The organism is Sphingosinicella terrae, assembly GCF_003347635.1.
In the GTDB taxonomy this organism is placed as follows: Bacteria; Pseudomonadota; Alphaproteobacteria; order Sphingomonadales; family Sphingomonadaceae; genus Allosphingosinicella; species Allosphingosinicella terrae.
The window spans coordinates 170,609-194,051 of the sequence record NZ_QDFY01000001.1; the positions used below are offsets into that span (position 1 = coordinate 170,609).

The 23,443-nt window shown below is 68.1% G+C and carries 18 protein-coding genes; 13 read left to right on the top strand and 5 right to left on the bottom strand.

What is annotated here, in order from left to right; all coding sequences use genetic code 11:
* Positions 1-106 precede the first annotated feature (106 nt).
* The 7 genes from DDE10_RS00865 (at position 107) to DDE10_RS00895 (ending at position 7,868) form a co-directional block, all read left to right on the top strand.
* On the top strand, positions 107-718 hold the full coding sequence (locus DDE10_RS00865) for an NADH-quinone oxidoreductase subunit J (RefSeq protein WP_114950843.1): 612 nt from the start codon (positions 107-109) through the stop codon (positions 716-718).
* On the top strand, positions 715-1,020 hold the full coding sequence (gene nuoK / locus DDE10_RS00870; RefSeq protein WP_114950844.1) for an NADH-quinone oxidoreductase subunit NuoK: 306 nt from the start codon (positions 715-717) through the stop codon (positions 1,018-1,020). Before DDE10_RS00865 ends, nuoK begins: the two co-directional genes overlap by 4 nt.
* Positions 1,021-1,147: 127 nt before the next feature.
* Positions 1,148-3,214 carry an NADH-quinone oxidoreductase subunit L gene (gene nuoL / locus DDE10_RS00875; RefSeq protein ID WP_114950845.1) on the top strand — a complete coding sequence of 689 codons (2,067 nt, stop codon included), beginning with the start codon at positions 1,148-1,150 and terminating at the stop codon, positions 3,212-3,214.
* Positions 3,215-3,216: 2 nt separating this feature from the next.
* Complete coding sequence (locus DDE10_RS00880; RefSeq protein ID WP_114950846.1) at positions 3,217-4,785, top strand: NADH-quinone oxidoreductase subunit M; 1,569 nt, start codon at positions 3,217-3,219, stop codon at positions 4,783-4,785.
* Between the two features lie 124 nt (positions 4,786-4,909).
* Positions 4,910-6,346 (top strand): NADH-quinone oxidoreductase subunit NuoN, encoded by a 1,437-nt coding sequence (gene nuoN, locus DDE10_RS00885; RefSeq protein ID WP_114950847.1) that lies wholly within the window; start codon positions 4,910-4,912, stop codon positions 6,344-6,346.
* 6 nt (positions 6,347-6,352) lie between these two features.
* Positions 6,353-7,060: a biotin--[acetyl-CoA-carboxylase] ligase gene (locus tag DDE10_RS00890; RefSeq protein WP_114950848.1), complete on the top strand. Its 708-nt coding sequence runs from the start codon at positions 6,353-6,355 to the stop codon at positions 7,058-7,060.
* A 97-nt stretch (positions 7,061-7,157) separates the two neighbouring features.
* Positions 7,158-7,868: a hypothetical protein gene (locus DDE10_RS00895; RefSeq protein WP_162806176.1), complete on the top strand. Its 711-nt coding sequence runs from the start codon at positions 7,158-7,160 to the stop codon at positions 7,866-7,868.
* A 24-nt stretch (positions 7,869-7,892) separates the two neighbouring features.
* Here DDE10_RS00895 and DDE10_RS00900 read toward each other — a convergent pair whose 3' ends face one another.
* On the bottom strand, positions 7,893-8,393 hold the full coding sequence (locus DDE10_RS00900; protein ID WP_162806178.1) for a HEAT repeat domain-containing protein: 501 nt from the start codon (positions 8,391-8,393) through the stop codon (positions 7,893-7,895).
* A 14-nt stretch (positions 8,394-8,407) separates the two neighbouring features.
* Positions 8,408-9,577 (bottom strand): type VI secretion system-associated FHA domain protein TagH, encoded by a 1,170-nt coding sequence (gene tagH / locus DDE10_RS00905; RefSeq protein ID WP_114950851.1) that lies wholly within the window; start codon positions 9,575-9,577, stop codon positions 8,408-8,410.
* A gap of 278 nt (positions 9,578-9,855) precedes the next feature.
* Between tagH and DDE10_RS00910 the strand changes: the two genes are divergently transcribed.
* On the top strand, positions 9,856-10,524 hold the full coding sequence (locus tag DDE10_RS00910) for an OmpA family protein (protein ID WP_114950852.1): 669 nt from the start codon (positions 9,856-9,858) through the stop codon (positions 10,522-10,524).
* 289 nt (positions 10,525-10,813) lie between these two features.
* On the opposite strand, the gene DDE10_RS00915 is transcribed toward DDE10_RS00910, so the two are convergent.
* A complete protein-coding gene (locus DDE10_RS00915) occupies positions 10,814-11,029 on the bottom strand; it encodes a PF20097 family protein (RefSeq protein ID WP_114950853.1) in 216 nt (71 codons plus the stop codon).
* Between the two features lie 34 nt (positions 11,030-11,063).
* Positions 11,064-12,014: a tetratricopeptide repeat protein gene (locus tag DDE10_RS00920; RefSeq protein WP_114950854.1), complete on the bottom strand. Its 951-nt coding sequence runs from the start codon at positions 12,012-12,014 to the stop codon at positions 11,064-11,066.
* A 109-nt stretch (positions 12,015-12,123) separates the two neighbouring features.
* Between DDE10_RS00920 and DDE10_RS00925 the strand changes: the two genes are divergently transcribed.
* From DDE10_RS00925 to DDE10_RS00945, 5 genes are all read left to right on the top strand, one after another.
* Complete coding sequence (locus DDE10_RS00925; RefSeq protein WP_114950855.1) at positions 12,124-14,601, top strand: cyclic nucleotide-binding domain-containing protein; 2,478 nt, start codon at positions 12,124-12,126, stop codon at positions 14,599-14,601.
* Positions 14,602-14,651: 50 nt separating this feature from the next.
* Complete coding sequence (locus DDE10_RS00930) at positions 14,652-15,527, top strand: hypothetical protein (protein WP_114950856.1); 876 nt, start codon at positions 14,652-14,654, stop codon at positions 15,525-15,527.
* Between the two features lie 13 nt (positions 15,528-15,540).
* Complete coding sequence (locus DDE10_RS00935; RefSeq protein ID WP_114950857.1) at positions 15,541-17,406, top strand: cytochrome c3 family protein; 1,866 nt, start codon at positions 15,541-15,543, stop codon at positions 17,404-17,406.
* A gap of 168 nt (positions 17,407-17,574) precedes the next feature.
* Positions 17,575-18,429 (top strand): phosphodiesterase, encoded by an 855-nt coding sequence (locus DDE10_RS00940; RefSeq protein WP_114950858.1) that lies wholly within the window; start codon positions 17,575-17,577, stop codon positions 18,427-18,429.
* A 65-nt stretch (positions 18,430-18,494) separates the two neighbouring features.
* Entirely contained in the window at positions 18,495-18,776 is a 282-nt protein-coding gene (locus DDE10_RS00945) for an endonuclease domain-containing protein (protein WP_284734454.1), read from the top strand.
* A gap of 419 nt (positions 18,777-19,195) precedes the next feature.
* On the opposite strand, the gene DDE10_RS00950 is transcribed toward DDE10_RS00945, so the two are convergent.
* The gene (locus DDE10_RS00950; protein ID WP_284734354.1) at positions 19,196-23,434 is read right to left on the bottom strand and encodes an LVIVD repeat-containing protein; all 4,239 of its coding nucleotides are present in this window, start codon (positions 23,432-23,434) and stop codon (positions 19,196-19,198) included.
* Between the last annotated feature and the right edge of the window lie 9 nt (positions 23,435-23,443).

Sequence of the window (23,443 nt, forward strand, 5' to 3'; positions counted from 1 at the left end):
GCACCATCGTCGTTCCTGCGAAGGCAGGAATCCGGACTGACCTAGAGCCAGGCGCCGCGGCTGCCTGGGCCCCTGGCTTCTCAGGGGTGACGGGAGACATGCGGGCATGATCCAGGTCTTCGTCTTCTACCTGTTCGCCATCCTCGTCGTCGCCTCGGGCGTGATGACGATCGGCTCGCGCAACCCGGTCCACTCGGTGCTCTGGCTGATCCTCGCCTTCTTCAACGCCGCCGGCCTGTTCCTGCTGATCGGCGCCGAGTTTCTCGCCTTCCTTTTGGTCATCGTCTATGTCGGTGCCGTCGCCGTCCTGTTCCTGTTCGTCGTGATGATGCTCGACGTCGACTTCGCCGAGCTGCGCGCCGGCATCGCCCGCTACTGGCCCTTGGGCTTCGGCCTCGCCGGCATCCTCCTCGCCGAGATCGTGCTGGCGGTGCTCGCCTGGAATGCCGGCGGGCTCGACACCGGCCGCCGTCCGGCCGAGGCCGCGGCGGAGGTGTCGAACATCGAGGCGCTCGGCCAGCTCCTCTACACCCGCTATCTGTTCATCTTCGAGGCGGCCGGGATCGTCCTGCTCGTCGCCATGGTCGGCGCCATCGTCCTCACCCGCCGCCGCCGCTCCGACGTGCGGCCGCAGAACGTGTCGAGCCAGGTGCGCCGCCGCCCCGGCGAGGCCATCCGCAACGTGCAGCCGCCGGTGGGGCAGGGAGTCGAGCTGTGATTGGTCTGGGTCACTATCTCGCCGTCGGCGCGATCCTGTTCGTGCTCGGCGTGCTCGGCATCTTCCTCAACCGCAAGAACGTCATCATCATCCTGATGGCGATCGAGCTCATCCTTCTGAGCGTCAACATCAACCTGGTCGCCTTCTCCGCCTTCCTCGGCGACATGACAGGCCAGGTCTTCGCGATGTTCGTGCTCACCGTCGCCGCCGCGGAAGCGGCGATCGGCCTGGCCATCCTCGTCATCTATTTCCGCAACCGCGGCACCATCGCGGTCGACGACATCAACCAGATGCGGGGGTGACGCCAGTGACCAGCACCCTCGTCATCCCAGCGGAAGCTGGGATCTCCCTTTTCTTCATGAGCCGTGCCCAACGCACTGAGATCCTGGCTTGCGCCAGGATGACGGTGATGGGCGAGGGGGCAGACGCGTGATCCAGGCCATCGTCTTCCTCCCCTTGCTCGCGGCCATCGTCGCCGGTCTCGGCAACCGGATGATCGGCAACACCGCCGCCAAGCTGGTCACCACCGGCGCCCTGTTCGCGTCGATGGCGATGTCCTGGCCGGTCTTCCTCGAATTTCTCGGCGGCACCCAGCAGAGCAGCCTCCATCCGGTGCTCGACTGGATCCATTCGGGCGATCTTCGCGTCGACTGGGCATTGCGCGTCGACGCGCTGACCTCGGTGATGCTGGTCGTCGTCACCACCGTCTCGGCGCTCGTCCATCTCTACAGCTGGGGCTATATGGCGGAGGACGACAGCCAGCCCCGCTTCTTCGCCTATCTGTCGCTGTTCACCTTCGCGATGCTGATGCTGGTGACCGCCGACAATCTCATCCAGATGTTCTTCGGCTGGGAAGGCGTCGGCCTCGCTTCCTACCTCCTGATCGGCTTCTGGTACCACAAGCCCTCGGCCAATGCCGCGGCGATGAAGGCGTTCATCGTCAACCGCGTCGGCGATTTCGGCTTCTCGCTCGGCATCTTCGCCACCTTCCTCGTTTTCGGCACGGTCAGCATCCCCGACATCCTGGCGGCGGCGCCCGGCATGACCGGCTCGACCATCGGCTTCCTCGGCGGCCGGATCGACACCATGACGCTGATCTGCATCCTCCTGTTCATCGGCGCCTGCGGCAAGTCGGCCCAGCTCGGCCTCCACACCTGGCTTCCCGACGCGATGGAAGGCCCGACCCCGGTCTCCGCGCTCATCCACGCCGCCACCATGGTCACCGCCGGCGTGTTCATGGTCTGCCGCCTCTCGCCGATGTTCGAGACGAGCGAGGTCGCCCTGACCGTCGTCACCGTCGTCGGCGCCGCCACCGCTTTGTTCGCGGCCACCGTCGGCACCGTCCAGAACGACATCAAGCGGGTGATCGCTTATTCGACCTGCTCGCAGCTGGGCTACATGTTCTTCGCCGCCGGCGTCGGCGCCTATGGCGCGGCGATGTTCCACCTCTTCACCCACGCCTTCTTCAAGGCCTTGCTCTTCCTCGGCGCCGGCTCGGTCATCCACGCGATGCACCACGAGCAGGACATGCGCTTCTACGGCGCGTTGAGGAAGGAGATCCCGCTCACCTTCTGGGCGATGACGGTCGGCACGCTGGCGATCACCGGCGTCGGCATCATCCAGGTGGCGGGGCTGCCGAGCTTCGGCTTCGCCGGCTTCTTCTCGAAGGACGCGATCATCGAGAGCGCCTTCGCCAGCGGAACGACGGTCGGCCATATCGCCTTCGCCGTCGGCGTGTTCGCGGCCTTGCTGACCAGCTTCTACAGCTGGCGGCTGGTGTTCCTGACCTTCTTCGGCAAGGCGCGCTGGGCTCAGTCCGAGCATATCCAGCATGCGCTCCACGGCGACCATCACGACCACCCCGCCGACGAGGATGCCGGCCACGACACCCGCCTGCACGAAGCGGCGGCGCACGAGGTGCCGGCCGGCACCGGCGGCTACCACCCGCACGAGAGCCCGTGGACGATGCTGGTGCCGCTGGCGGTGCTTTCGATCGGCGCGATCGCCGCCGGCATGGTCTTCCATCACGCCTTCATCGACGTCGAGGAAGGGGCCCATTTCTGGGCCGGCAGCATCGCCTTCGACGCGCATCTGATGCACGCCATCCACGAGGTCCCGCTCTGGGTGAAGCTGTCGCCGGCGGCCGCGATGCTGCTCGGCCTGTTCGTCGCCTGGAGCGCCTATATCCGCAATCCCTCGCTCCCCGGCCGCTTCGTCGGCCAGTTCGGGCTGCTCCACCGCTTCCTCTACAACAAGTGGTTCTTCGACGAGCTCTACGACGTCGTCTTCGTCCGTCCCTCGATGGCGCTCGGCCGGATCTTCTGGCGCGGCGGCGACGAGAAGGTCATCGACCGCTTCGGCCCGAACGGCGCCGCCGCTCTGGTGGCGGCCGGCACCCGCGCCTCGGTCCGCCTGCAGACCGGCTATCTCTACACTTATGCCCTGGTGATGCTGCTCGGCGTCGCCGCGGCCACCACCTGGGCAATGGCGCAATGACGATGGCCGGTTTCCCGATCCTCTCGGCGATCCTCGCTTTGCCGATGCTCGGCGCGCTCGCCTGCCTGTTCTCGGGCGCGCGCACGGCGCGCTGGGTGGCGCTCATGACGACGCTGGCGACCCTGGCGCTCAGCATCGGGCTTTGGCTCACCTTCGATATCGGCGGCGCCCAGTGGCAGTTCGTCGAGAATGGAGCCGGCACGCCTTTGTTCGGGGCGTTCGACTGGGCCCTCGGCATCGACGGCATCGCCCTGATGCTGATCGTGCTCACCGCCTTCCTGATGCCGATCTGCATCGCCGCCTCCTGGGAGGCGATCGGCGAGCGCGTCCAGGAATATATGGCGGCCTTCCTGTTCATGGAAACGCTGATGCTCGGCGTCTTCATGGCGCAGGACATCTTCCTCTTCTACATCTTCTTCGAGGCCGGCCTCATCCCGATGTACCTGATCATAGGCATCTGGGGCGGCCAGAACCGGATCTACGCCGCCTACAAGTTCTTCCTCTACACCCTGCTCGGATCGGTGCTGATGCTGATCGCGATGCTGTGGATGGTGAACCATGCCGGCACCACCTTCATCCCGCAGCTCATGGTCACCGATTTCCCGCCCCAGGCGCAGACCTGGCTGTGGCTCGCTTTCTTCGCCAGCTTCGCGGTGAAGATGCCGATGTGGCCGGTCCATACCTGGCTGCCCGACGCCCACGTCCAGGCGCCGACCGCCGGCTCGGTCATCCTCGCCGGCGTCCTGCTGAAGATGGGCGGCTACGGCTTCGTCCGCTTCTCGCTGCCGATGTTCCCGGAGGCCTCGGCCCAGCTCGTCTGGATCGTCTTCGGCCTGTCGATGGTCGCCGTCGTCTACACCTCGCTCGTCGCTTTGGTGCAGCAGGACATGAAGAAGCTGATCGCTTATTCGTCGGTCGCCCACATGGCGTTCGTCACGATCGGCCTGTTCGCCTTCAACCGCCAGGGCATCGAGGGCGGCCTCATCGTCATGCTCTCCCACGGGCTCGTCTCGGGCGCGCTCTTCCTGTGCGTCGGAATCGTCTACGATCGGCTCCATACCCGCGACATCGACCGCTATGGCGGGCTTTCCAACAACATGCCCGCTTATGCTTTGCTGTTCATGGTCTTCACCATGGGCGCGGTCGGCCTTCCCGGCACCAGCGGCTTCGTCGGCGAGTTCCTCAGCCTGATGGGCGCCTATGCCGCGAACAGCTGGGTCGCCTTCGTCGCCACTACCGGCATCGTCCTCGGCGCCGCCTACATGCTGCTGCTCTACTGGCGGATCGCCTTCGGCACCGCCCGCACCGCCGAGGCGGCGGCGATGCCGGACCTGTCCGCGCGCGAGCTCGCCTTGCTGGCGCCGATCGCCGCTGCCGTCCTGTGGATGGGCGTCTACCCGGAAAGCTTCCTCGCGCCGATGCGCGACGACGTCACCGTCCTGCTCGACCGGATCGATCGCGCCGCGCCGGCCGGCGACGCCCAGGTCACGCCGGGCGATCCCGCGGCGGCCGCGGCCGGTCATGGCGAGGCGGAGGATCATGGCGCGCCGGCGGCGGGGGAGGGGCATTGATGACCTTCGTCGACCCCATTCGTCATTCCGGCGCAAGCCGGAATCTCCCTTTTCTTCCTTGCTGCCCGAAAGGCAGTGAGATCCTGGCCATTGCCAGGATGACGGCTGCTGGAACGGCGCACTGATGGCGAACGATTTCCTCCTCGTCCTTCCCGAAGAGATCATCACGCTCGGCGCGCTCGCGCTGCTGATGGCCGCCGCCTGGGCCGGCGATCGCTCGGCCAAGGTGCTGACCTGGCTGGCGGTGCTCCTTCTCGGCGTCGCCGCGGCCTTCCTGCCAGGCGTAACCGATGCCGGCGGATCCGCCTTCCATGGCCTCTTCGTTGCCGATTCCTTCGCGGCCTTCACCAAGATCGTGATGTTCGTCGGCGCCGCGATCGCCCTCCTGATGGCGTCGAGCTGGTTCGGGCGCGACGGCGACTATCGCGCCGAATATCCGGTGCTGATCCTGTTCTCGGTGCTGGGCATGTCGATCATGGTCTCGGCCACCGACCTGCTCACCCTCTATGTCGGCCTCGAGCTGCAGAGCCTCGCCGCCTACGTGCTCGCTTCCTTCCAGCGGACCGACAGCCGCTCGGCCGAGGCGGGCCTCAAATATTTCGTGCTCGGCTCGCTCGCCTCGGGCATCCTGCTCTACGGCATCTCGCTGCTCTACGGCTTCACCGGCACGACCCTGTTCGACGGGATCGCGGCCGCGCTTGCCGCCGACGGCGTGTCGCAGGGCGAACTGTTCGGCCTCGTCTTCGTCTTCGCCGGCTTGGCCTTCAAGATCTCGGCGGTGCCGTTCCACATGTGGACCCCCGACGTCTATGAGGGCGCGCCGACGCCGGTCACCGCCTTCTTCGCCTCGGCGCCGAAGCTCGCGGCCATTGCTCTGCTCGCCCGGGTGGCGATCGAGGCGATGGGCACGGCGACGGACAGCTGGCGACAGATCGTGATCTTCATGGCCTTGGCCTCGACCATCCTCGGCGGAGTCGCCGCGATCGGCCAGCGCAACATCAAGCGGCTGCTCGCCTACAGCTCGATCAACAATGTCGGCTTCGCGCTGGTCGGCCTCGCGGCGGGCACGCCGGCCGGCGTCGCCTCGGTCCTCTTCTACATGACCGTCTATCTCGCGATGACCCTGGGTTCCTTTCTGGTCGTCCAGCGGATGCGTGACGCGACCGGCGCGCCGGTCGAGACGATCGCCTCGCTCTCCGGCCTCTCGCGTACCCGGCCCGGCCTGGCGCTGGCGATGGCGATCTTCATGTTCAGCCTCGCCGGCATCCCGCCCTTGTTCGGCTTCTGGCCCAAGTTCGTCGTGTTCAACGCGGCGGTCGCGGCCGACCTGACGTGGCTGGCGGCGGTGGCGATCGCGACCTCGGTGATCAGCGCCTTCTATTACATCATGATCGTCAAGCTGATCTATTTCGACGCGCCCGCGCCGGCTTATGCGACCACGCGCGAGCCTGTCGGGACGGGGCTGATCCTCGCTTCCGCCTTGTTCGTCTCGCCGCTCGGCTATCTCGCCATTCCCATTCTCGACCGGGCGACGCGGGTGGCGGCCGGCTCCCTCTTCTGAGGGCGAATGTCCGGGGAAGGCTTCGCGCCGGAGATCCGCACGGTCCTCGCGACCGGCTCGACCAATGACGACGTCGCCGCGCTGGCCCGAACGGGCGCGCCCGAGGGCCTGTGGCTGCGGGCGGAGCGACAGACCGGCGGTCGCGGCCGGCAGAGCCGCATCTGGGTCTCCCCGCCCGGCAATCTCTATGCGAGCACGCTCGTGCGTGTGCGGCCGGACGACCCGCCGGCGGCGACGCTGGCGCTGGTGGCGGCAGTCGCTCTCCATGAGATCGTCTCGCCGCTCGCGCCGGTCGTCCGGATCAAATGGCCGAACGACCTGCTGTCGGGGGAGGCCAAGCTTGCCGGCATCCTGCTCGAGCGGGAGGGGGAGGCGGTCGTCGCCGGGTTCGGCGTCAACCTCGCGGCGTCGCCCCCCGCGCTCGACCGTCCCTCCACCAGCCTGGCGGAGCTGACGGAGTCGGCGCCGCATCCCGCCGCCTTCCTCGAGATGCTGGCCGACTCGTTCGCGCGCTGGCTCGGGAGGTGGCGGGCCGCGGGCCTCTCCCCGGTCTGCCGTCGCTGGCTCGAGGCGGCGCATCCGATCGGGACGGCCCTGTCCACGCCGGAGGGGGATGGCCTGTTCGACGGGCTCGACGCCCAGGGCGGCTTGCGGCTGCGCCTTCCCACCGGCGAGGTACGGGTGATCCACGCGGGGGACGTCTTCCTGATCTGACAGGGGGGAGGGAGGGGCGAGCGCCCGGCGCTTCCGGCTCGCAAAGCCTCGGCCGGCTTGATAACCAGCGTCCGCGCAACCATCGATCGGAGTGAAGATGCGTCTTCTGCCGCTGGCCTTCCTGCTCTCGCTCGCCGGATGTGCGGGCAACGTCGCCGATTATGTCGGCGATCGCACCGCCATCGTCGGCCCCGAGCTCGCACGCTACGGCCTCGACGCGGAGCAGACGCGGTGCGTCGGCGCCCGGCTCACCGCGGCCCTGACGCCGCTGCAGCTGCGCCGGCTGACCCGTACCGCCGCCAGCGTGCAGCAGAGCTATTTCGGCGCCGATCGGCTCGAGCTGCGCGACCTCATGCACGTCGCCACGACGATGAGCGACCCGCAGATCCGGCTCGAGCTCGCCCGCGCCACCGAAGGCTGCGGCATCGGCGCGCCGCCGCCGGTGGCGGAGGTCTCGCCCCCGCCGCCGCCCGGCACGCCGGCCGAGCGCCCGGCCGAATGGCTCAATCTGGGCTCGGCGCCGACCGGTCAGTCGATCGCGGTCGACGCCGCCACGCTCGAGCGCGAGCCGTCCGCGCGCCGGGCCTGGTTCCGTTTGACCAACCCCGACCAGCCGGCGGATACGGGCATTTCCTACCTGCTCCGGATCGACTGCACCGGCCGCACCATCGAGGCGCTCGGCCACCGTCGCCAGGACGCCGCCGGCGCCACCACCGAGTTCCGCGAATATGCCCGCGACAGCGAAGGCCCGCTCGCCGTCGAAGGCGGCACCGTCATGGAGATCGCCTTCCTGGCGCTGTGCACGTGAGCTTTCGGTCCGGCGTTCGGAAACTCACCTGCTCGGCCGCGTCATCCTGCCGGGAACATAGTCCCATCGCCCACCCGTGCTGCGATCCTCGCTGCGACATCTTGCGAGAGCCTCGGCGATGAGATCGTCGTCGCTATCCTGCAGCAGGGCCTCGAGCGACTGGACGAGTTCGGGTCGAGCGAAGAAGCCTGCTGCCTCTATCAGCAGCTCGCCGACGAGATCGGACTCGAGGGCTGCGCACAGAGGCGAAAGAGCTCGGAGATCCTGACGGCGGGCGAGCCCCCATAGCGCTTCACTTCGCGTGTCGAGATCCGTGTCGTTGACGCGCTCGAGGAGCGCCGCGCTGACTTCTTCACAGTCGTCGTCACGAGTTGCCAAAGCGAAGGTCGCCCAATCGCGCACTTCGTCCGCCGCGTCGCGAGATAATTCGATCAAGGACTCGACCTTCCACGCCTCGACCGGGCGGTTGCGCAGGGCCACGAGCTTGTTGGCCGTCCGGCGCCGGTCCGAAGCATCGCCCGCCACAAAACCGCTCGTGCCTATAGCCGCTGCGACTTCTCCTCGAAGCCTTCGCGCAGCTGGCGTTCATAGGCCTTGCGGAACTCCTTCGAGAAGACGTCCATGAAGGCCTCGTCCGACTCGTTCTTCACCTTCACATATTCACGCTCGTAATTGCGCCAGAGGGCGGCATCCTGCAGCGCCGGGAGGATCCGGCCGAGGATTCCCGCGCTCTCCGCCCGTCGCCGGATCGATCCCGGCGAGAATCGGTCGAGCGTGGCCCGCAGCGCGCCGGGAATCGCGCGCAGCGTCGCCACCTGGTGCGCCTGCAGGTCGAGGAAGGCGTCCTCGACCGCCCGGTCCGCCTCCATGAAGCCGGGCTCGGGCGGGCTCAGCAGCCGCGCCAGCGCCTGCTCGGGCGACCGCGCGAACTTGATCGGATTATTGCCTTCCAGCTCGAGTCCCGTCGCCTCGGCGCCCATCTGCGCCTTGGCGCGCGCGCGCGCCTCGACCATGACGACCAGGCCCGAGACCAGGCGCTTGAGCAGCGATCCCGCCTTGTTCACGACCTCGGGGGACTTGGCGACGCCCTGCTCGCCAATGGCCGTGGCGGCGATGAAGGCATCGACCAGCTCGCTTGCGGTCTGCGGGTCTCCCGCCGGCGCCGCCGGCGCTTCGTCCTTCACGCCGACGCCGCCGCGCGCCCAGTCGACCTTGTTGATGTCGGCGAGCGAGTCCCACATCACCGTCACGTTCTCCGGCGGGCTGTCGTCCGCCTCGGCGCCGGCCGGAGCGGCTTCGCCCGCAGGCTGGATGATGGTCCGCTCGGGGTCGGGCGGCGGGGGAGGCGGTGGCGGAGGCGGAGGCGGAGGCGGGGGAGGCGGAGGCGGCGCGGCTTTCGCCATCGAGGCGACCAGCTCGTACTGGCCGATACGGATGACGTCGCCTTCGGCCAGCCTGTGCTCGCCGGCCATCCGGTCCGCCGCGTTGTTGAGGAAGGTGCCGTTGGTGCTGATGTCCTTCAGCACGTAGGAGTCGCCGTCGCGCCTGATCTCGGCGTGGCGAGAGGAGATGATGTTGCCCGGATCCGGGAGGTTCCAGTCGCAATTCTTGGAGCGGCCGATCAGCGCGCTGTCGCCTTCGAGGGTGAACTGCGTCGTCACGCCTTCGGCTGCGGCCTCCGGATTGCGAAGGGTCAGGGTCAAGCTCATGCGGCCGATACATCCTTGGCTATGCTGGCGGGCCGGACCGGGAATCCGGCGGCAAGGAGGCGGCATCGTTCCGCGGCAACCGCCCCCCGGCGGCGGAAACTAGCAGGGAGGTCAGGCGGGGACAACTCGCCCCGGCGACGCCCGCGTAGAGCGTCTGCGGCCGCTCTTTTCGGGCGCGCGATCCGTCGCGGCGACGGCTCGTCTTGCCGCTCCGATATTCATACGGTAGTAATGCCATATTCCCCATAGCCCCGGCCATTGAAGCCCCAGGAGGCATTATGCGCAAGCTTGGACTGTCGCTGCTCGTCACCTCGATGGTGATGGTTCCCTATGCCGCTTTCTCGCAGGAAAGCGCCGCGCCTTCCGCCGACGACTATGTCTGCGCGCTGACCGGCGACTGCGGCGAGGAAGGTCAGGAAGCGGCCGCATCGCCCGCCACGGCGGACGGCGAGCCCCGCATCTCCGCGACCCGCGGATTCTCGCTCTCGGCGCCGACGACGACCAGCAATCGCCCGGCGCCCAAGCAGACCACGCCGACTCGCCAGACCCGGCGCCAGCAGACCAGCTCGGCGCAGAACCGGCGCGCGAACCGCCCGGTCCAGGTGGCGCCCGGCCGCGCCGACCTGCGGCTCGCTTTCGGCAACGGCTCGGCGGCCCTGTCGGCCGCTGCCGAGGCCCAGGTTCGCGCCTTCGCCGAGGCGCTCAAGCGTCCGCAGCTCGCCAATGTGCGGGTCCGCATCGAGGGGCACACCGATTCATCGGGCGGCCGCGCCATCAACGAGTCGCTGTCGCAGCGTCGCGCCCAGGCGGTCGCCGACTATCTGATGAGCCAGGGGATCGAGGCCAACCGCCTCGAGGTTCGCGGCTTCGGCTATGCCCGGCCGCTGCCCGGCAAGCGTGCTTCGGATCCCGACAATCGGCGCGTCGAGGCCGTCCGGGTCTCCTGACCCGGCGGCAGGTCGGCGTCGGGCCCTCCTCTTTCGGCCTTCGCCTTGACGGCGAAGGGGAGGGCCGTCGCGCTGCCGGCGGCTAGGGCGAAGACGCGCGTGGCCTCACGAAGGCGCTGGGGTCACCCCCCCCTCATCCTGGCGGAAGCCAGGATCTCGCTTTTCTGAGCGATCCCAATAAGCTGTCGAGCTTGCGCTGGATCGACGGCCTAAGCGAGCCGACGCGCCTTTCTGCCGCCCGCTCGGCCTCTCCGCGCCTCCGCGCCTCCGCGCGAACCATCTCCTTGGATCACTCGGCGTAGCTTTCCAGAAATCCGCAGTCGCGGCAGCGCCAGGTGACGATCTCGATCTTCTCCTTGCCGCCGAGCTTCAGTCCCATCCAGAAGCTCTTTTGCGGCGGCCCGCCGACCCACTGCGCCACCTCGGCGGTGCCGTAGCCCTTGTCGACGACGAAGCCTTCGTTCATCGCGCCGCCGCATTTCGGGCAGGTCTTCGAGCGGGCCATCGACGTCTCTAAGAAATCGTTTCAGAACAGCGTCTTAGCTGGAAGGGATGCCGAGCTCCTGGGCCGATGTGCGCAGCCTCTGTTGGGTTGCGGCGTCGTCCTGGAACGCGGCGAGGCCGGAATCGAGCGCCTGGCGCGCGGCCGGCGGATCGTTGAGCACCATTCGCGAGCGCATCAGCCGGATCCACCCTTCGGCGTCGCGGGGATTCTGGCGAAGCCGGGCGGCGAGGCGGTCGACCATGCCCTGGACCATCGCGTCCTGCTGGCTCGGCGGGATCGCGCGCGCCGCTTCCATCTGCTCGCGGGTCGGGCCGGGAATGGCGGCGGTCGCGGGCGAGGCCTGGGCCGGACGCGGCGCCGGCAACCGGCCCTCTATGTCGATATTGTTGGTCTGGGCGATTCGGGTCACCGCCTCGCGCACCTGCGGCTCCCACACCGCGCCCGCCGGAGCCTCGCCGAGCAGCGCGATCAGATCGTCGACCGCGCCGCGATGGTCGCCCCTGATGTCCTTCAGCGTCGCCAGATAGTAGCGTGCCTGCGGATTGCCGGGCTGGAGCTCGAGCGCGCGCCGGAACTGTTCCTCGGCCTCGGGCGGTGGATTGGCCCCGCCCTGGAGCAGCAGCGCTTCGCCGAGATGGGCGGCATAGTCCGCGTCGCGCGGGGCGAGCTCGGTCGCCCGGCGGAAAGCCTGCGCCGCTTCGCCGAATCGCTCCATCGCCCGATGGGCGAGGCCGAGCTGGAACCAGGCTTGGTGATTGTCGGGATCCTGCCGGACCTGCTCGGTCAGGCTGGCGACGACATCCTCCATCGAACCGGCCTCGGCCGCGGCCGCGGCCGTCGCGTTGATCGACTCGCCCGGCTCCGCGCTGGTCTCGCCGGAGCGGAAGAGGGCGATGCCGACGGCGCCGACCGCGAGCAAGGCGGCGGCGCCGAGGGCGAGCGAGGCGGACGGGATCGACCGCCGGGTGGTGGGTTTTTCAGTCATTTGCGGCGGATCATCCCCGCAATTAGGCCGGCGTCAAGGTCTGGCATCCCATGGGGAAGCTGCTAGGATATGGCGGCCGGCCTGTGCGCCCGCGCGACGGGATCGCGCGATGCGCGCCCGTCGGGGGGATTTTGGGGAGTGGTTGCGCGTGGCGTCGGCTTTCAAGATCGTGATCGTCGGATCCGGACCGGCCGGACTCAGCGCCGCCGGCCGCGCCGCGCAGCTCGGGCTCAGCCACGTCCTGCTCGAGAAGACGGACCACCTGTCCGACACGATCTACAAATATCAGAAGGGCAAGCACGTCATGGCGACCCCGAGCCAGCTCGTGCTGCGCTCGGATTTCGACTTCGAGGCGGGCAAGCGCGAGGGAATTCTCGGCATCTGGGACAAGCAGGCCGAGGAACGGAAGATCAACGTCCGGCTCAACGCCGAGGTGAAGAAGATCAGCGGGCAGAAGGGCGACTTCACTCTGCTTCTCACCAATGGCGAAGAGGTGAAGGCCGAATATATCGTCCTCGGGATCGGCACCCAGGGCAATCCGAACAAGATCCGGTGCGAGGGCGGCGATCTGCCCCACATCCAGTATCAGCTCGACGATCCCGGCGAATATGTCGACGAGCATATCACCGTGATCGGATCGGGCGACGCCGGCATCGAGAATGCGCTCGGCCTTGCCGCAGACCCCGAGCAGGGCAATGTCGTCGCCATCCTCAACCGCAGCCCGGAATTCGCCCGCGCCAAGCAGGCCAATGTCGATCTGCTGATGGAGGCCAAGGCCAATGGCCGCGTCAACGTCATGTGCGAGACGACGCCGTCGAAGGTCGTGCCCGGCTGGCTCTATGTCGAGACTCGCGACGGCCAGCAGAAGTTGAAGTGCGACCGGATCATCGCCCGCATGGGCTCGGCGCCGCCTCGCAAGTTCATCGAGGAATGCGGGATCAAGTTCACCAGCGAGGATCGCGACGCCTATCCGCAGCTGTCGCCGGAGTTCGAGACCACGGTTCCCGGCATCTACGTGATCGGTGCGCTCGCCGGCTATCCGCTGATCAAGCATTGCATGAACCAGGGCTATGACGTCATCGAGTTCATCAACGGCAACAAGGAGCTGAAGCCGGCCGACGAGCCGATCCTGGAGGAGAGGTTCAGCGTCCTGCCCGGCCATCGCAGCGTCACCGAATGGCTGGCCTTCCTGCGGCGGCGGGTCACCATCCTCAACGAGCTGTCGATGCTGCAGATGCGCGAGTTCATGCTCGATTCCGAGCCGCGGGCCTATCGTGCCGGCGAGGTCATCTTCGAGCGCAACGATCCGGGCGCCTCGCTCTTCGCGATAGCCGACGGATCGGTCCTGGTCGAGATCGATCCCAAGGATTCCTCCAAGGTCGTGCCGATCGCCCAGGGCTCGATCGTCGGCGAGGTCGGTCTGATCTCGGGCCGCAAGCGCGGCGCTACGGTCCGTACCGCCGAGGGCGCCATCGTCATCGAGATCCCGCGCAGCGCCGCCTTGAAGCTGATGGCGACCAACTCCGCCGCCAAGCGCGAGATCACCCGCATCTCGACCGAGCGGCAGTTGCTCCAGCTGTTCGGCGGGGTGTCGTCCGAGGATCTCGCCGAGGTACTGCAGACCGCCGAGATCCGGGAGGTGCGCGCCGGCCAGACGATCATCAACGAGGGCGAGGAAGGCTTCGACATCTTCGTCGTCCGCCAGGGATCGATGGTGGTGGAGAAGAATATCGGCGGCAAGCCGGTCTTCCTCTCCTATCTGCCCGCAGGCTCGTGGGTGGGCGAGATGGCGCTGATCGACGCGGGCCGCCGCACCGCGACCGTGCGCGCCGCGATCAAGTCGGAGGTGATTCGGCTCGACGGCGACGCCTTCCGGCGTCTGCTCATCCGCAAGCCCGATCTGCTCGCCCGGTTCAAGCAGGAGATGTCGAGCCGGCAGGAGCTCACCGACTATATCGAGGCGCGCAAGGACGGGTTCGGCGGCGCCGTCGACATGTATTCCTCGGTCGCCGGCTTCCTGGTCGAGAACGGCATCGGCGAGGCGACAGACGTCCTGCTGATCGACGAGAAACTGTGCATCGGCTGCGACAATTGCGAACGCGCCTGCGCCGATGCCCATGAAGGCCTGTCGCGGCTCGACCGCGAGGCGGGGCGCACCTACGCCCACCTCCACGTGCCGACCAGCTGCCGCCATTGCGAGCATCCGCACTGCATGGCCGATTGTCCGCCCAACGCGCTCAACCGCGGCCCGGACGGCGAGGTCTATATCAACGAGACCTGCATCGGCTGCGGCAATTGCCAGCGCAACTGCCCCTATGGGGTGATTCGCATGGCCAAGATTCCGCCCAAGAAGCCGGGCCTCCTCAAATGGCTGTTCTTCGGCGCCGGACCGGGTCCGGGCGAGGCCGACGAGAAATGGGCGAAAAAGAAGGCCAAGGGCGAAGCCCCTAAAAAGGCTATAAAATGTGACATGTGCTCCGGGATCGACGGGGGTCCGGCCTGCGTCCGCGCCTGCCCGACCGGGGCCGCCATCCGAGTTTCGCCGGAAGAATTCCTGACAGTAGCGAGGATGGGACAAAGCGTTTAAGGAAAACCATTACGGCGCCAGCATGAAGCGTGAAGGGGGGCTTGGCAGGGGTGGCAAGCAGGGGGTTCGAAAGAGCGGAAGCCGGCGACGCGGTCGCCCATGAGGGCTTCCTCCGCTACCGGCGCTTTCGCTGGTTCAAGACGGCATTGGCGATCTCGGTCTTCCTGATCGTCCTGTACCTGATCGTCGACGTGCAGCCGCGCCACAATGGCGGCAGCTGGCTGGGCTACGCGCTCGGCACGATCGGCGCCGCCCTCATCGTCTGGCTGTCGATGCTCGGCATCCGCAAGCGCGCCATCACCCGCGGCCGCTGGTCGCTGAAGGCGTGGACGTCGGCCCATGTCTATCTCGGCCTCGCCCTCATCGTCATCGGCTCGCTCCACACCGGCTTCCAGTTCGGCTGGAACGTCCACACCCTCGCTTACGTGCTGATGATGCTGGTGATCGTCTCCGGCATCTACGGCATCAGCGTCTATGCGATGCTGCCCCAGGGGCTCAGCGACGCCCGGTCGGACATGACCGGGCCGCAGATGATCGATGCCGTCAACACCCTCGACAAGCAGATCCAGGCGGCGGCCCAGCCGCTGAGCGACGCGGACAGCGAGGTGGTGCTCGGCTCGCTCGGCGAGGATCCGTTCGGCGGCGGCGTCTGGCGCCGGCTCACCGGCTCCTATCCCCGCTGCGGCAACCGGCGCGCGCTCCAGATCATGCGCGGCCGTCTCGCCGAGACGAGCGGGAAGCAGGCCCAGGCGGTGGAGCAGGTCGTCACCCTGCTCGAGCGCAAGCAGGCGGCGTTGCAGCGGGTCCGCAACTACGTCCAGAGACGGGCGCTGCTGGAGATCTGGCTGTATGTCCACATCCCGCTGACTTTCGTGCTGATCGCGGCGCTGCTCGCGCACATCATCAGCGTCTTCTTCTACTGGTAAGGGGGCAGTAGGGATGGCCTTCGTTCTCCGGAACATCAGCTACAGCGCCGAGGGGCGGCAGATCGTCCGTACCTCGAGAGTCGAGGACGACCTGGTCAAGGTCGGCCGCGATCCGGACAGCGACATCCGTCTCAACGAGCTGGCGGTGGCGCTCCACCATGCCACGCTCGAGATGGTGTCGGCGACCCGCCTCGGCGTCTCCGCCGAGGCCGGGCTGACGGTCGAGATCGACGGCGCCAATACCCAGTTCGGCCAGATCGACGTCACGATCGGCGGCACGATCCGGGTCGGCCCGTTCCAGCTGCGCGTGCTGCCGCAGGAAATGGGCTCGGACGACGTTGCCATCGACGTCGAGCGAATCGACACCGAAGAGGCCGAGGAAAGGTTCGACACCCGCCGCTTCGCCTTGTCGGCGGTGATGCCGGGCAAGCGGCCGATCGCCTGGACCCTCGTCATCGTCGTGCTCGGCGCCTTCCTCGCCTGGCCGATATGGTCCTTCTACTCGCAGGAGCGGGGCCGCCCGGAGATCGCCCAGGGGTTCCACGCCGACCGGCTGTGGCTCAGCGGCAGCCTCTCCGAGGGCCATGCCGCGCTGGCGAACAATTGTACGGCCTGCCACGTCGACGCCTTCGAATCGGTCCAGGATACGGCGTGCACGGCCTGCCACACGGCGATCCACGACCATGCCGACGCGGCGCGGATGCAGCGCGCGCAGGGCGAGCTGCCCTTCTTCCGCCGCCTCCAGATCAATATCGGCGAGGCTTTCGGTCAGGAGCCGGGCCGCTGCGTCGACTGCCATACCGAGCATGAAGGCCCGCAGGAGATCCCGCCGACGCCGCAGCAATTCTGCGCCGACTGCCATACCGATCTCGACGCACGCCTGCCCGACACGCGCCTTGGCGATGCCAGCGACTTCGAGCGGCTGCACCCGGAATTCCAGCCGGCGGTGCTGACCCGCTGGGACGGCGAGCAGCCGCGCATGCAGCGAATCGCGCTCAACCGTAACCCGCGCGAGGCGAGCAACCTTAAATTCCCCCACGCGCTTCACCTCGACCGCACCGGCGGCGTCGCCCAGATGGCCCGCCGGCTGGCGCCGAGCTTCGGCTTCGGCCAGCAGCTCGAATGCCGGGACTGCCACGTGCCGACGCCCGATGGCGTCCGCTTCGCCCCGCCGAGCATGGAGGGCGATTGCGGCATGTGTCACAGCCTCGCCTTCGAATCGATCGACGGCACCGTGCGCACGCTTCGTCACGGCGAGCCGCAGCAGGTCGTCGCCGACATCCGCGCCTTCTACCGGGCGGGGCTGCGGCAGCGGCCGGCGGACCTCGGGGCCGAGCGCAGCCGTCCGGGCGACATCAATCAGGCGCGCAATTCGTCCACCTCGGCCAGGGCCATGTCGCAATGGCCGGCGCGGGCGGATCAGGCGGTGCGCCAGGTCTTCTCCGAGGACGGCGCCTGCTTCGATTGCCACCAGGTGACGGCGCCGCCATCCGCCGCGTCGCTCGCCTTCGGCATCAGGCCGGTGGCCTTCCCCACCCGCTATATGCTGCACGGCTGGTTCGATCACCGCGCCCACATGGTCGTGCAGCGGCCGGGTCAGCGCCAGCAGCAGGGCTCGGAAGCCTGCCTGAGCTGCCACCGCGCCGACGCGTCGTCCGACTCGGCCGATCTCCTGCTGCCCAACGTCGCCAGCTGCCGCGACTGCCATGGCGGCGAGACCAGCAGCCTTCCGGTGGAATCGAGCTGCGCCATGTGCCACGACTATCACATGGACGAAGGCGTCCCCGCTCAGCTGCTTCGCCAGCAGGTGCGTGGCCGGCGCTGGACGACCACCGTGATTCCGATCCAGGCCGAAGCCCCTTCGGGGGCTGGTCGGTAGGCAAGAAGCGGAAAGCCCACGTTCGGCTTTCAGCAAGGGGCATGGCGGCAAGGAGTATCCGAGGATGGGGGGTGATTCGCGCGATCGCCCGCCGTTGGGAGGGGACATTGAGCCTGTCGTCTGAACTCACCGGGCGGATGCGCCGGACTAGGCCGCGGCGGTGAGCCGATGCTGATCGCCCAGATCACCGACGTCCATCTCGGCTTCGATCCCGAGAATCCGGACGAGTTCAACCGTCAGCGGCTCGACGCCACGCTTCAGGCGCTGCGGCTGCTGTCGCCGCGGCCCGATCTGCTGCTCGTCACCGGCGATATCGTCAATGACGGCGACGACGCCCAATCCTACCAGCGCTATCGCGACGCGATCGCCGACCTGCCGTTTCCGGTCTTCCCGCTGATGGGCAATCACGACAGTCGTGACCCGTTCCGTGCCTTGTTTCCGGATCTTCCGACCGCCGACGGCTTCATCCAATATGCCGTCGAGGACTTTCCGCTTCGCATCCTCGCGCTCGACACGCTCGAGGTCGGCCGCCACGGCGGCGGCTTCTGCGAAACCCGCGCGGCCTGGCTGCGCGCCCGCCTCGACGAGGCGCCCGACCGGCCCACCTTGATCGCGCTCCACCACCCGCCGGTCGCCACCGGCATAGGCTGGCTTACCGAGAATCCCGATGCCGACTGGGTTCGCCGGCTCGAGACGGTGATCTCCGGCCGGAGCAACATCGTCGCCATGGTCGCCGGTCACGTCCATCGCCAGATCATCACCGGCTGGGGCGGAACCACCCTGATCGTCTGCTCCTCCACCGCCCCCCAGGTCGCGCTCGATCTCCGGCCGATCGACCCCGAGGCCCCGGACGAGCGCCCGATGATCATCGCCGAGCCGCCCAGCTATGCCCTCCACCTGTGGGACGGCCGCCAGCTCACCACCCATTTCGACACCGCCGAGGACCACGAGGTCCTCGCCCGCTACACCCCCCAGCTCCAGCCGCTGGTCCGAATGCTCGTCGCGGAAAAAGGGGAGAGCTGACGCGCAATCGTCTGACGTCGGTCGCGCGCACGCTGCGGAAGCGGAAGACGGATTCCGAGGCCAGGCTGTGGTCCCGCTTGCGTGGCCGGCAACTGGACGGTCGTCGATTCAACTCGCAAGTCGTGATCGGCGGCGCCGTCGCAGATTTCGTCTGTCATGCGGCGCGGCTGGTCGTCGAGCTCGATGGCGGCCAGCACGCGACGCAGGTCGAGGAGGACGCCGAGCGCACGAGGATACTCGAGGCGCACGGCTACACCGTCATCCGCTACTGGAACAGCGACGTGATGAACAATCTGGACGGGGTTCTCGAGGACATCCGCCAGCACCTCCGGATCATCCTGGACTGACAACGCTCCCCCTGGAGGGGAGGGTAGGGTGGGGGTGCTCGGCGTCGGAGAACGATCCGCCGGCGTCCCCACCCCCTCACCCCGACCCTCTCCCTCCGGGAGAGGGAGCGCGCCTGTGCGGGCGGAACCGGCGGTGCCAGCGCAGACCCTCCCCCTGGAGGGGGAGGGTAGGGTGGGGGTGCTCGGCGTCGGAGAATGATCCGCCGGCGTCCCCACCCCCTCACCCCGACCCTCTCCCTCCGGGAGAGGGAGCGCGCCTGTGCGGGCGGAACGGCGGTGCCAGCGCAGCCCCCCCTGGAGGGGAAAGGGCAGGTGGAGGTGCTCAGAGTCGGAGATTCTGTTCGGCCTCGTCGCCACCCTCACCGCAGCCCTTTCCCTCTGGACGAGGGGTGCACCGGAGCAGGGTTGACCGGCCGTTCCTACCTCGCCGCGGTCCTCAGCGGGACCCAGTCGTCCATCGAGCCGGTGTCGTTCACCTGGTAGGGGAGGCGGCGGCTGTTGAGGAACAGGCGTTCCATCTCCTGGCGGTTGAACGGACGCGAGCCGAGGCGGCCGAAGATGGCGACCTGGCCGCCGGTCTCGTCGACCGCGCGGTCGCGGTCGAGGCCCTTCGACATGCCCAAAGCCGGCGAAGGCGTGCGCACCCAGGCGATCAGCTCCGGCACCGGCCGCGGCGAGAAGCCGTAATAATTGGGCTGGCTGTCGGGTGAGGTGAGCTGGAGCACCTTCATGCCGTTCCGGCCGTCGGCGACATAGGCGAAGAGCGAGGCGTTGGTCGAGGCGACGACGACGTCCTCGACGTCGTTCATCTGCCCGTCGAAGGTGACGAAGGTCGGGGCGCCCGGCCGCTCCGGCCGGGTGACGTCGATGATCGCCAGGCCCTGACGCTTGGCCGCGACATAGGCGTAGGTGCGGGCAAGATAGATCTTGCGGGCATCCTCGAGCGCCACCGTCGCCTCCGGGATCGCGCGGGGACTCGCCATGTCGGTGACGTCGAACAGCTTGAGGCCCTCGGCGTCGGTCACCCACAGATAGCGGAACTGGATCGCCGAGGCGCGGGCATCACGCAGCGGCAGGGTCGCGGTCACCCGCGGATTGAGCGGGTCGTCGAGGTCGACGACGACCAGGCCGGCATCGGTGGTGATGTAGGCGAAGTGGCCGGCCAGGATGATGTGGCGGGCGCCGTTGAGCACGCCGTCCGGATTCCAGGCGGTCTCGCCCGAGGCGAAGCGCTCGCGCCGCAGGAAATTGTTGCGGGCCTCACCGTCGGACAGGGTGTTGATGTTGACGAGGAACAGTCCTTCCTCGGCATCGGTCACCGCCGCATAATTGTAGATCGGGTGGAAGCGTTGCTCCTGATTCTCGTCGAGCAGGCTGATCGTCGTCCCGTCCGGCTGCGGCCGCTGCGTCTCGGCCATGCTGTTGTTGCGGTCGACGCTGATCGGCTGGGTGGTCGGCAGCGCCATGCAGGTCGCATTGCGCGAGCTCACCCGCGTATCCTGTCCGAGCGGCGAGACCGGCGCCGTCAGGATGCGGTCCGAGAAGCCTTTATTGCCGATGCTGGCAATGTCGTAAGCCATGAAGCCGCCGCGGCCCTCGGCGAGGTAGAGATACTCGCCGCGATGCTGGAGGCAGCGGACGGCGCCGCGGGTCGACTGGTTGAAGTTGGCGAATTCCTCGAGCGCCCGGGTCTCGCCGCTGAAATTCTCGTCGAAGGTGCGGCCGCGGGTCCATTCGACCAGCTCGCGATTGTTCCGCTCCACGTGCAGGCGCCAGTAATCGGGATAGGCGTAGCGGTGCAGGTAGGAGCCGATCACCGCCTGCGGCTCTTCCCATTCGGTGACGCGCGTCGCCTGGATGCCGCCCTCGAGCCCGCTCCAGGCGTTGAGGCCGACGAAGTTGACGAAGTTGGTGCCGTGCAGCAGCAGCTGCGCCATCCACGCATTGTTGTCGTTCGCCTCGCTGACGTGACAGTCGGTGCAGGTCTTGGTCTCCACCCGCCGAACGGTGTGCGGGAAGTGAGGCGCGAAGGCCTGGGACGAGAAGCCGGCGGCAGAGACCGGCGGCTGCTGCACGTAGATGCGCTCGCGATTGACGTTGGTCGAGGACAGGACGAGCGCCGAGCTCGACCGGATCGGGGCGATGATATTGCCCTTGGTGGTCTGGTGGCGACCGAGCTGGAACATCTCCTCGCGCGCCACCTGCGGATTGTAGGTCGCGAAGTTGCGCGTCTCCTCGCCGCCATAATGGTGGGACGTGGTGCGGTTGTTCGCCTCGATCGGCAGGTGGCACCCCGCGCAGCTCGTCGTCCACGACAGGTGGCAGGTGAAGCAGGCCATCTCCTCGACCGGATGGGCGAGATCGCTGTCGGGCACGCCTTCGCCGAAGAGATAGCGGCCGCTGTCCGCCGCCGAGCGCGACATCAGCTTGGCGCGCGCCGAGCGCATGTTGAAGCAGGGTCCGGGCGTCGGCTGGTCGCCGCTGGCCTCGCAGGGCGGCAGGCTGGCGTCGGCGCTGTCGCGGACCTGGCTGACCTCCCATTCGAGGTTCGGGTCGACGATCGAGCGCTGGATCAGCACCCGGCGGCCGTCGCGCTCGATCCACTCGAAGCGCCGGCGTCCGTCCTCGTTGCGGTTGAGCTCGAGATTGGTGCCGTTGGGCGGTGCCGCCGGGCCGGAGGTGCGCAGGTTCGCATATTCGCGGGCGGTGCCGTGGCAGTCCTTGCAGCCGATCTCGACCGCGTTGGCGACCTCGCCGACGAGGAAGCCGCTGCCGTGGGCGTCGCGCGCGAAGTGGCAGTCGGCGCATTGCAGGCCGCGCTCGGCATGGATGTCCATCATGTGGACGGCGCGGCCGGGATTGGTGCCCACCGGCGTGAACAGGCCTTCGCCTTCGCGGCGGAAGGTGTCGGGATCGCCGAACGGAATCTGCTGGCCCTCGGCATCCAGCAGGTTGCCCTCGCGGTCGCGGCGGAAGATGGCGCGGAAGTTCCAGCCGTGGCCGTGATAGTCGGCGAACTGGGTGTGGCGGGCGAGCGGGTTCACCCGGTCGTAGACCTCGCGCAGGAACTCGACGTCCGACCACAGGCCGCGCACCGAGGCGGCCTCGGGATTGCGCTCGAGGACGTAATGAACCTCGTCCTGGCTCGGATAGATCTGGTTGCGGAAGCGCCTCTCCTCGTGGGCATTGCGCGTCGGCAGGCGGTTCTCCGGCCCCGGCCACATCAGGTCGGCGTCGGATTCATAATCCCACATCGTGTAGCCGAGATAGGGATTCACGAAGACGTTGGGCTGGTGCATGTGGCAGCTCATGCACTGGGCGGTCGGGATCGCCCGGGTGAAGACGTGGCGCAGCGGATGGCCGCGCTCGCGCATCGTCCCGTGATTGCTGTCCGCCGGCGCGTCGCTCGCCTCGGGGCCGCCGACGCCGCCCTCGGCATGTGCCTCGTCGCCCGTATGCTCCTCGCCATGCGCTTCGCCCTCGCCATGGCCTTCCTCGGCGGAATGACCGTCCTGGGTGGGCAGGCGCTGGGTGAGGTCGCGGATGGTCGGATCGACCGTCTGGGTCTGGCCGTCGCGGCCGAACGGGGCATAGGTCAGGCTGTGGCGCGGCTCGCGGTCGTTGGCGTAGACGACGTGGCAGCCGGCGCAGCCGGAATGGCGATAGTCGCCCGGCTGGTCGTTGGTGCCCATGAACCACATGAACGGGTCGTTGAGCCGCGTCTTGTGGATGTTGAGCACCGGGATCGAGACGCGAAGGCCGGTGCCGGGGCCGCGGTTCGACTGCCTGAGGTCGGGGCGGCCCGGCTCCTCGAGGCGCTGGATCGATCCGGTCGGGTTGGGCAGGCCCACTTCGGCGAACTGGGTGTTGATGTTGCGGCCGCCGCGCTCGAACACGCGGAAGACGTCGCCCGGGGGGACGACGTGCCAGGTGGGCAGCGGGTACATTTCGGCGATGACGCCGCGGGCGCGCTGCTCGGCGGTGATCTGGCCGTTGATCGGCGACTGGATCCGAGCCGGCTCGCCTTCGCGCGTATAGGCCTCGCCGAGCAGGTAGTTCTTGAACGGCAGAATCCCGTTATTGTAGGAGCCGCCGCCCCACAGCATCGCGCCGGTCGCCATGATCGACCGCTCGGCCGCCTCGATGATCTCGATGTGGCAGGCGCCGCAGGAATCGCGCACCGCGCGATAGTCGGACGGGTTGATGAAGCGGACGAATTCCGGCGCCTCGCGATTGAGCACGGTGTAGGAGCGCCGCGGATTGGCGCTGACCGGCCAGTGCCAGGCCTCCGGATAGCGCGGCAGAACATGGGCCTGGTCGCGTGCGGCGACGTAGGCGGGGTTGTCGTGGGGCAGGGACGCGTCGCCGCGGACCGTCGGGTTGCCGCCATGGCAGTCGGTGCAGCCGAGCACCACGGCCGGCGACCGGTGCATGGTGTGGGCGTCGCTCTCGGTGTGGCAGGACTGGCAGCCGGCGCTCTTCGCCTCCGCCTCCGCCCAATCCTGCGTGCGCGGCGCCGGCGCCGCCCGCACCAGGCTGTAGTCGCGGACCACCGCCGCTTCCTTCTCGGCCGCGCCCAGTTGCGATCCGCCGACCATCGCAGACGCCGCGAGCGCCGCGCCGATCAGCAATTTCCTGGCCATGGAATTGAAGCGCATGCCTTGGTC

Coding starts and splice junctions, on each gene's coding strand:
- DDE10_RS00910 (WP_114950852.1), top strand. CDS start 9,856: ATGCGCAAGCTTGGACTGTCGCTGCTCGTCACCTCGATGGTGATGGTT.
- nuoN (WP_114950847.1), top strand. CDS start 4,910: ATGGCGAACGATTTCCTCCTCGTCCTTCCCGAAGAGATCATCACGCTC.
- DDE10_RS00925 (WP_114950855.1), top strand. CDS start 12,124: ATGCGCGCCCGTCGGGGGGATTTTGGGGAGTGGTTGCGCGTGGCGTCG.
- DDE10_RS00915 (WP_114950853.1), bottom strand. CDS start 11,029: ATGGCCCGCTCGAAGACCTGCCCGAAATGCGGCGGCGCGATGAACGAA.
- DDE10_RS00865 (WP_114950843.1), top strand. CDS start 107: ATGATCCAGGTCTTCGTCTTCTACCTGTTCGCCATCCTCGTCGTCGCC.
- DDE10_RS00880 (WP_114950846.1), top strand. CDS start 3,217: ATGGCCGGTTTCCCGATCCTCTCGGCGATCCTCGCTTTGCCGATGCTC.
- DDE10_RS00935 (WP_114950857.1), top strand. CDS start 15,541: ATGGCCTTCGTTCTCCGGAACATCAGCTACAGCGCCGAGGGGCGGCAG.
- DDE10_RS00920 (WP_114950854.1), bottom strand. CDS start 12,014: ATGACTGAAAAACCCACCACCCGGCGGTCGATCCCGTCCGCCTCGCTC.
- DDE10_RS00890 (WP_114950848.1), top strand. CDS start 6,353: ATGTCCGGGGAAGGCTTCGCGCCGGAGATCCGCACGGTCCTCGCGACC.
- DDE10_RS00895 (WP_162806176.1), top strand. CDS start 7,158: ATGCGTCTTCTGCCGCTGGCCTTCCTGCTCTCGCTCGCCGGATGTGCG.
- DDE10_RS00950 (WP_284734354.1), bottom strand. CDS start 23,434: ATGCGCTTCAATTCCATGGCCAGGAAATTGCTGATCGGCGCGGCGCTC.
- DDE10_RS00940 (WP_114950858.1), top strand. CDS start 17,575: ATGCTGATCGCCCAGATCACCGACGTCCATCTCGGCTTCGATCCCGAG.
- tagH (WP_114950851.1), bottom strand. CDS start 9,577: ATGAGCTTGACCCTGACCCTTCGCAATCCGGAGGCCGCAGCCGAAGGC.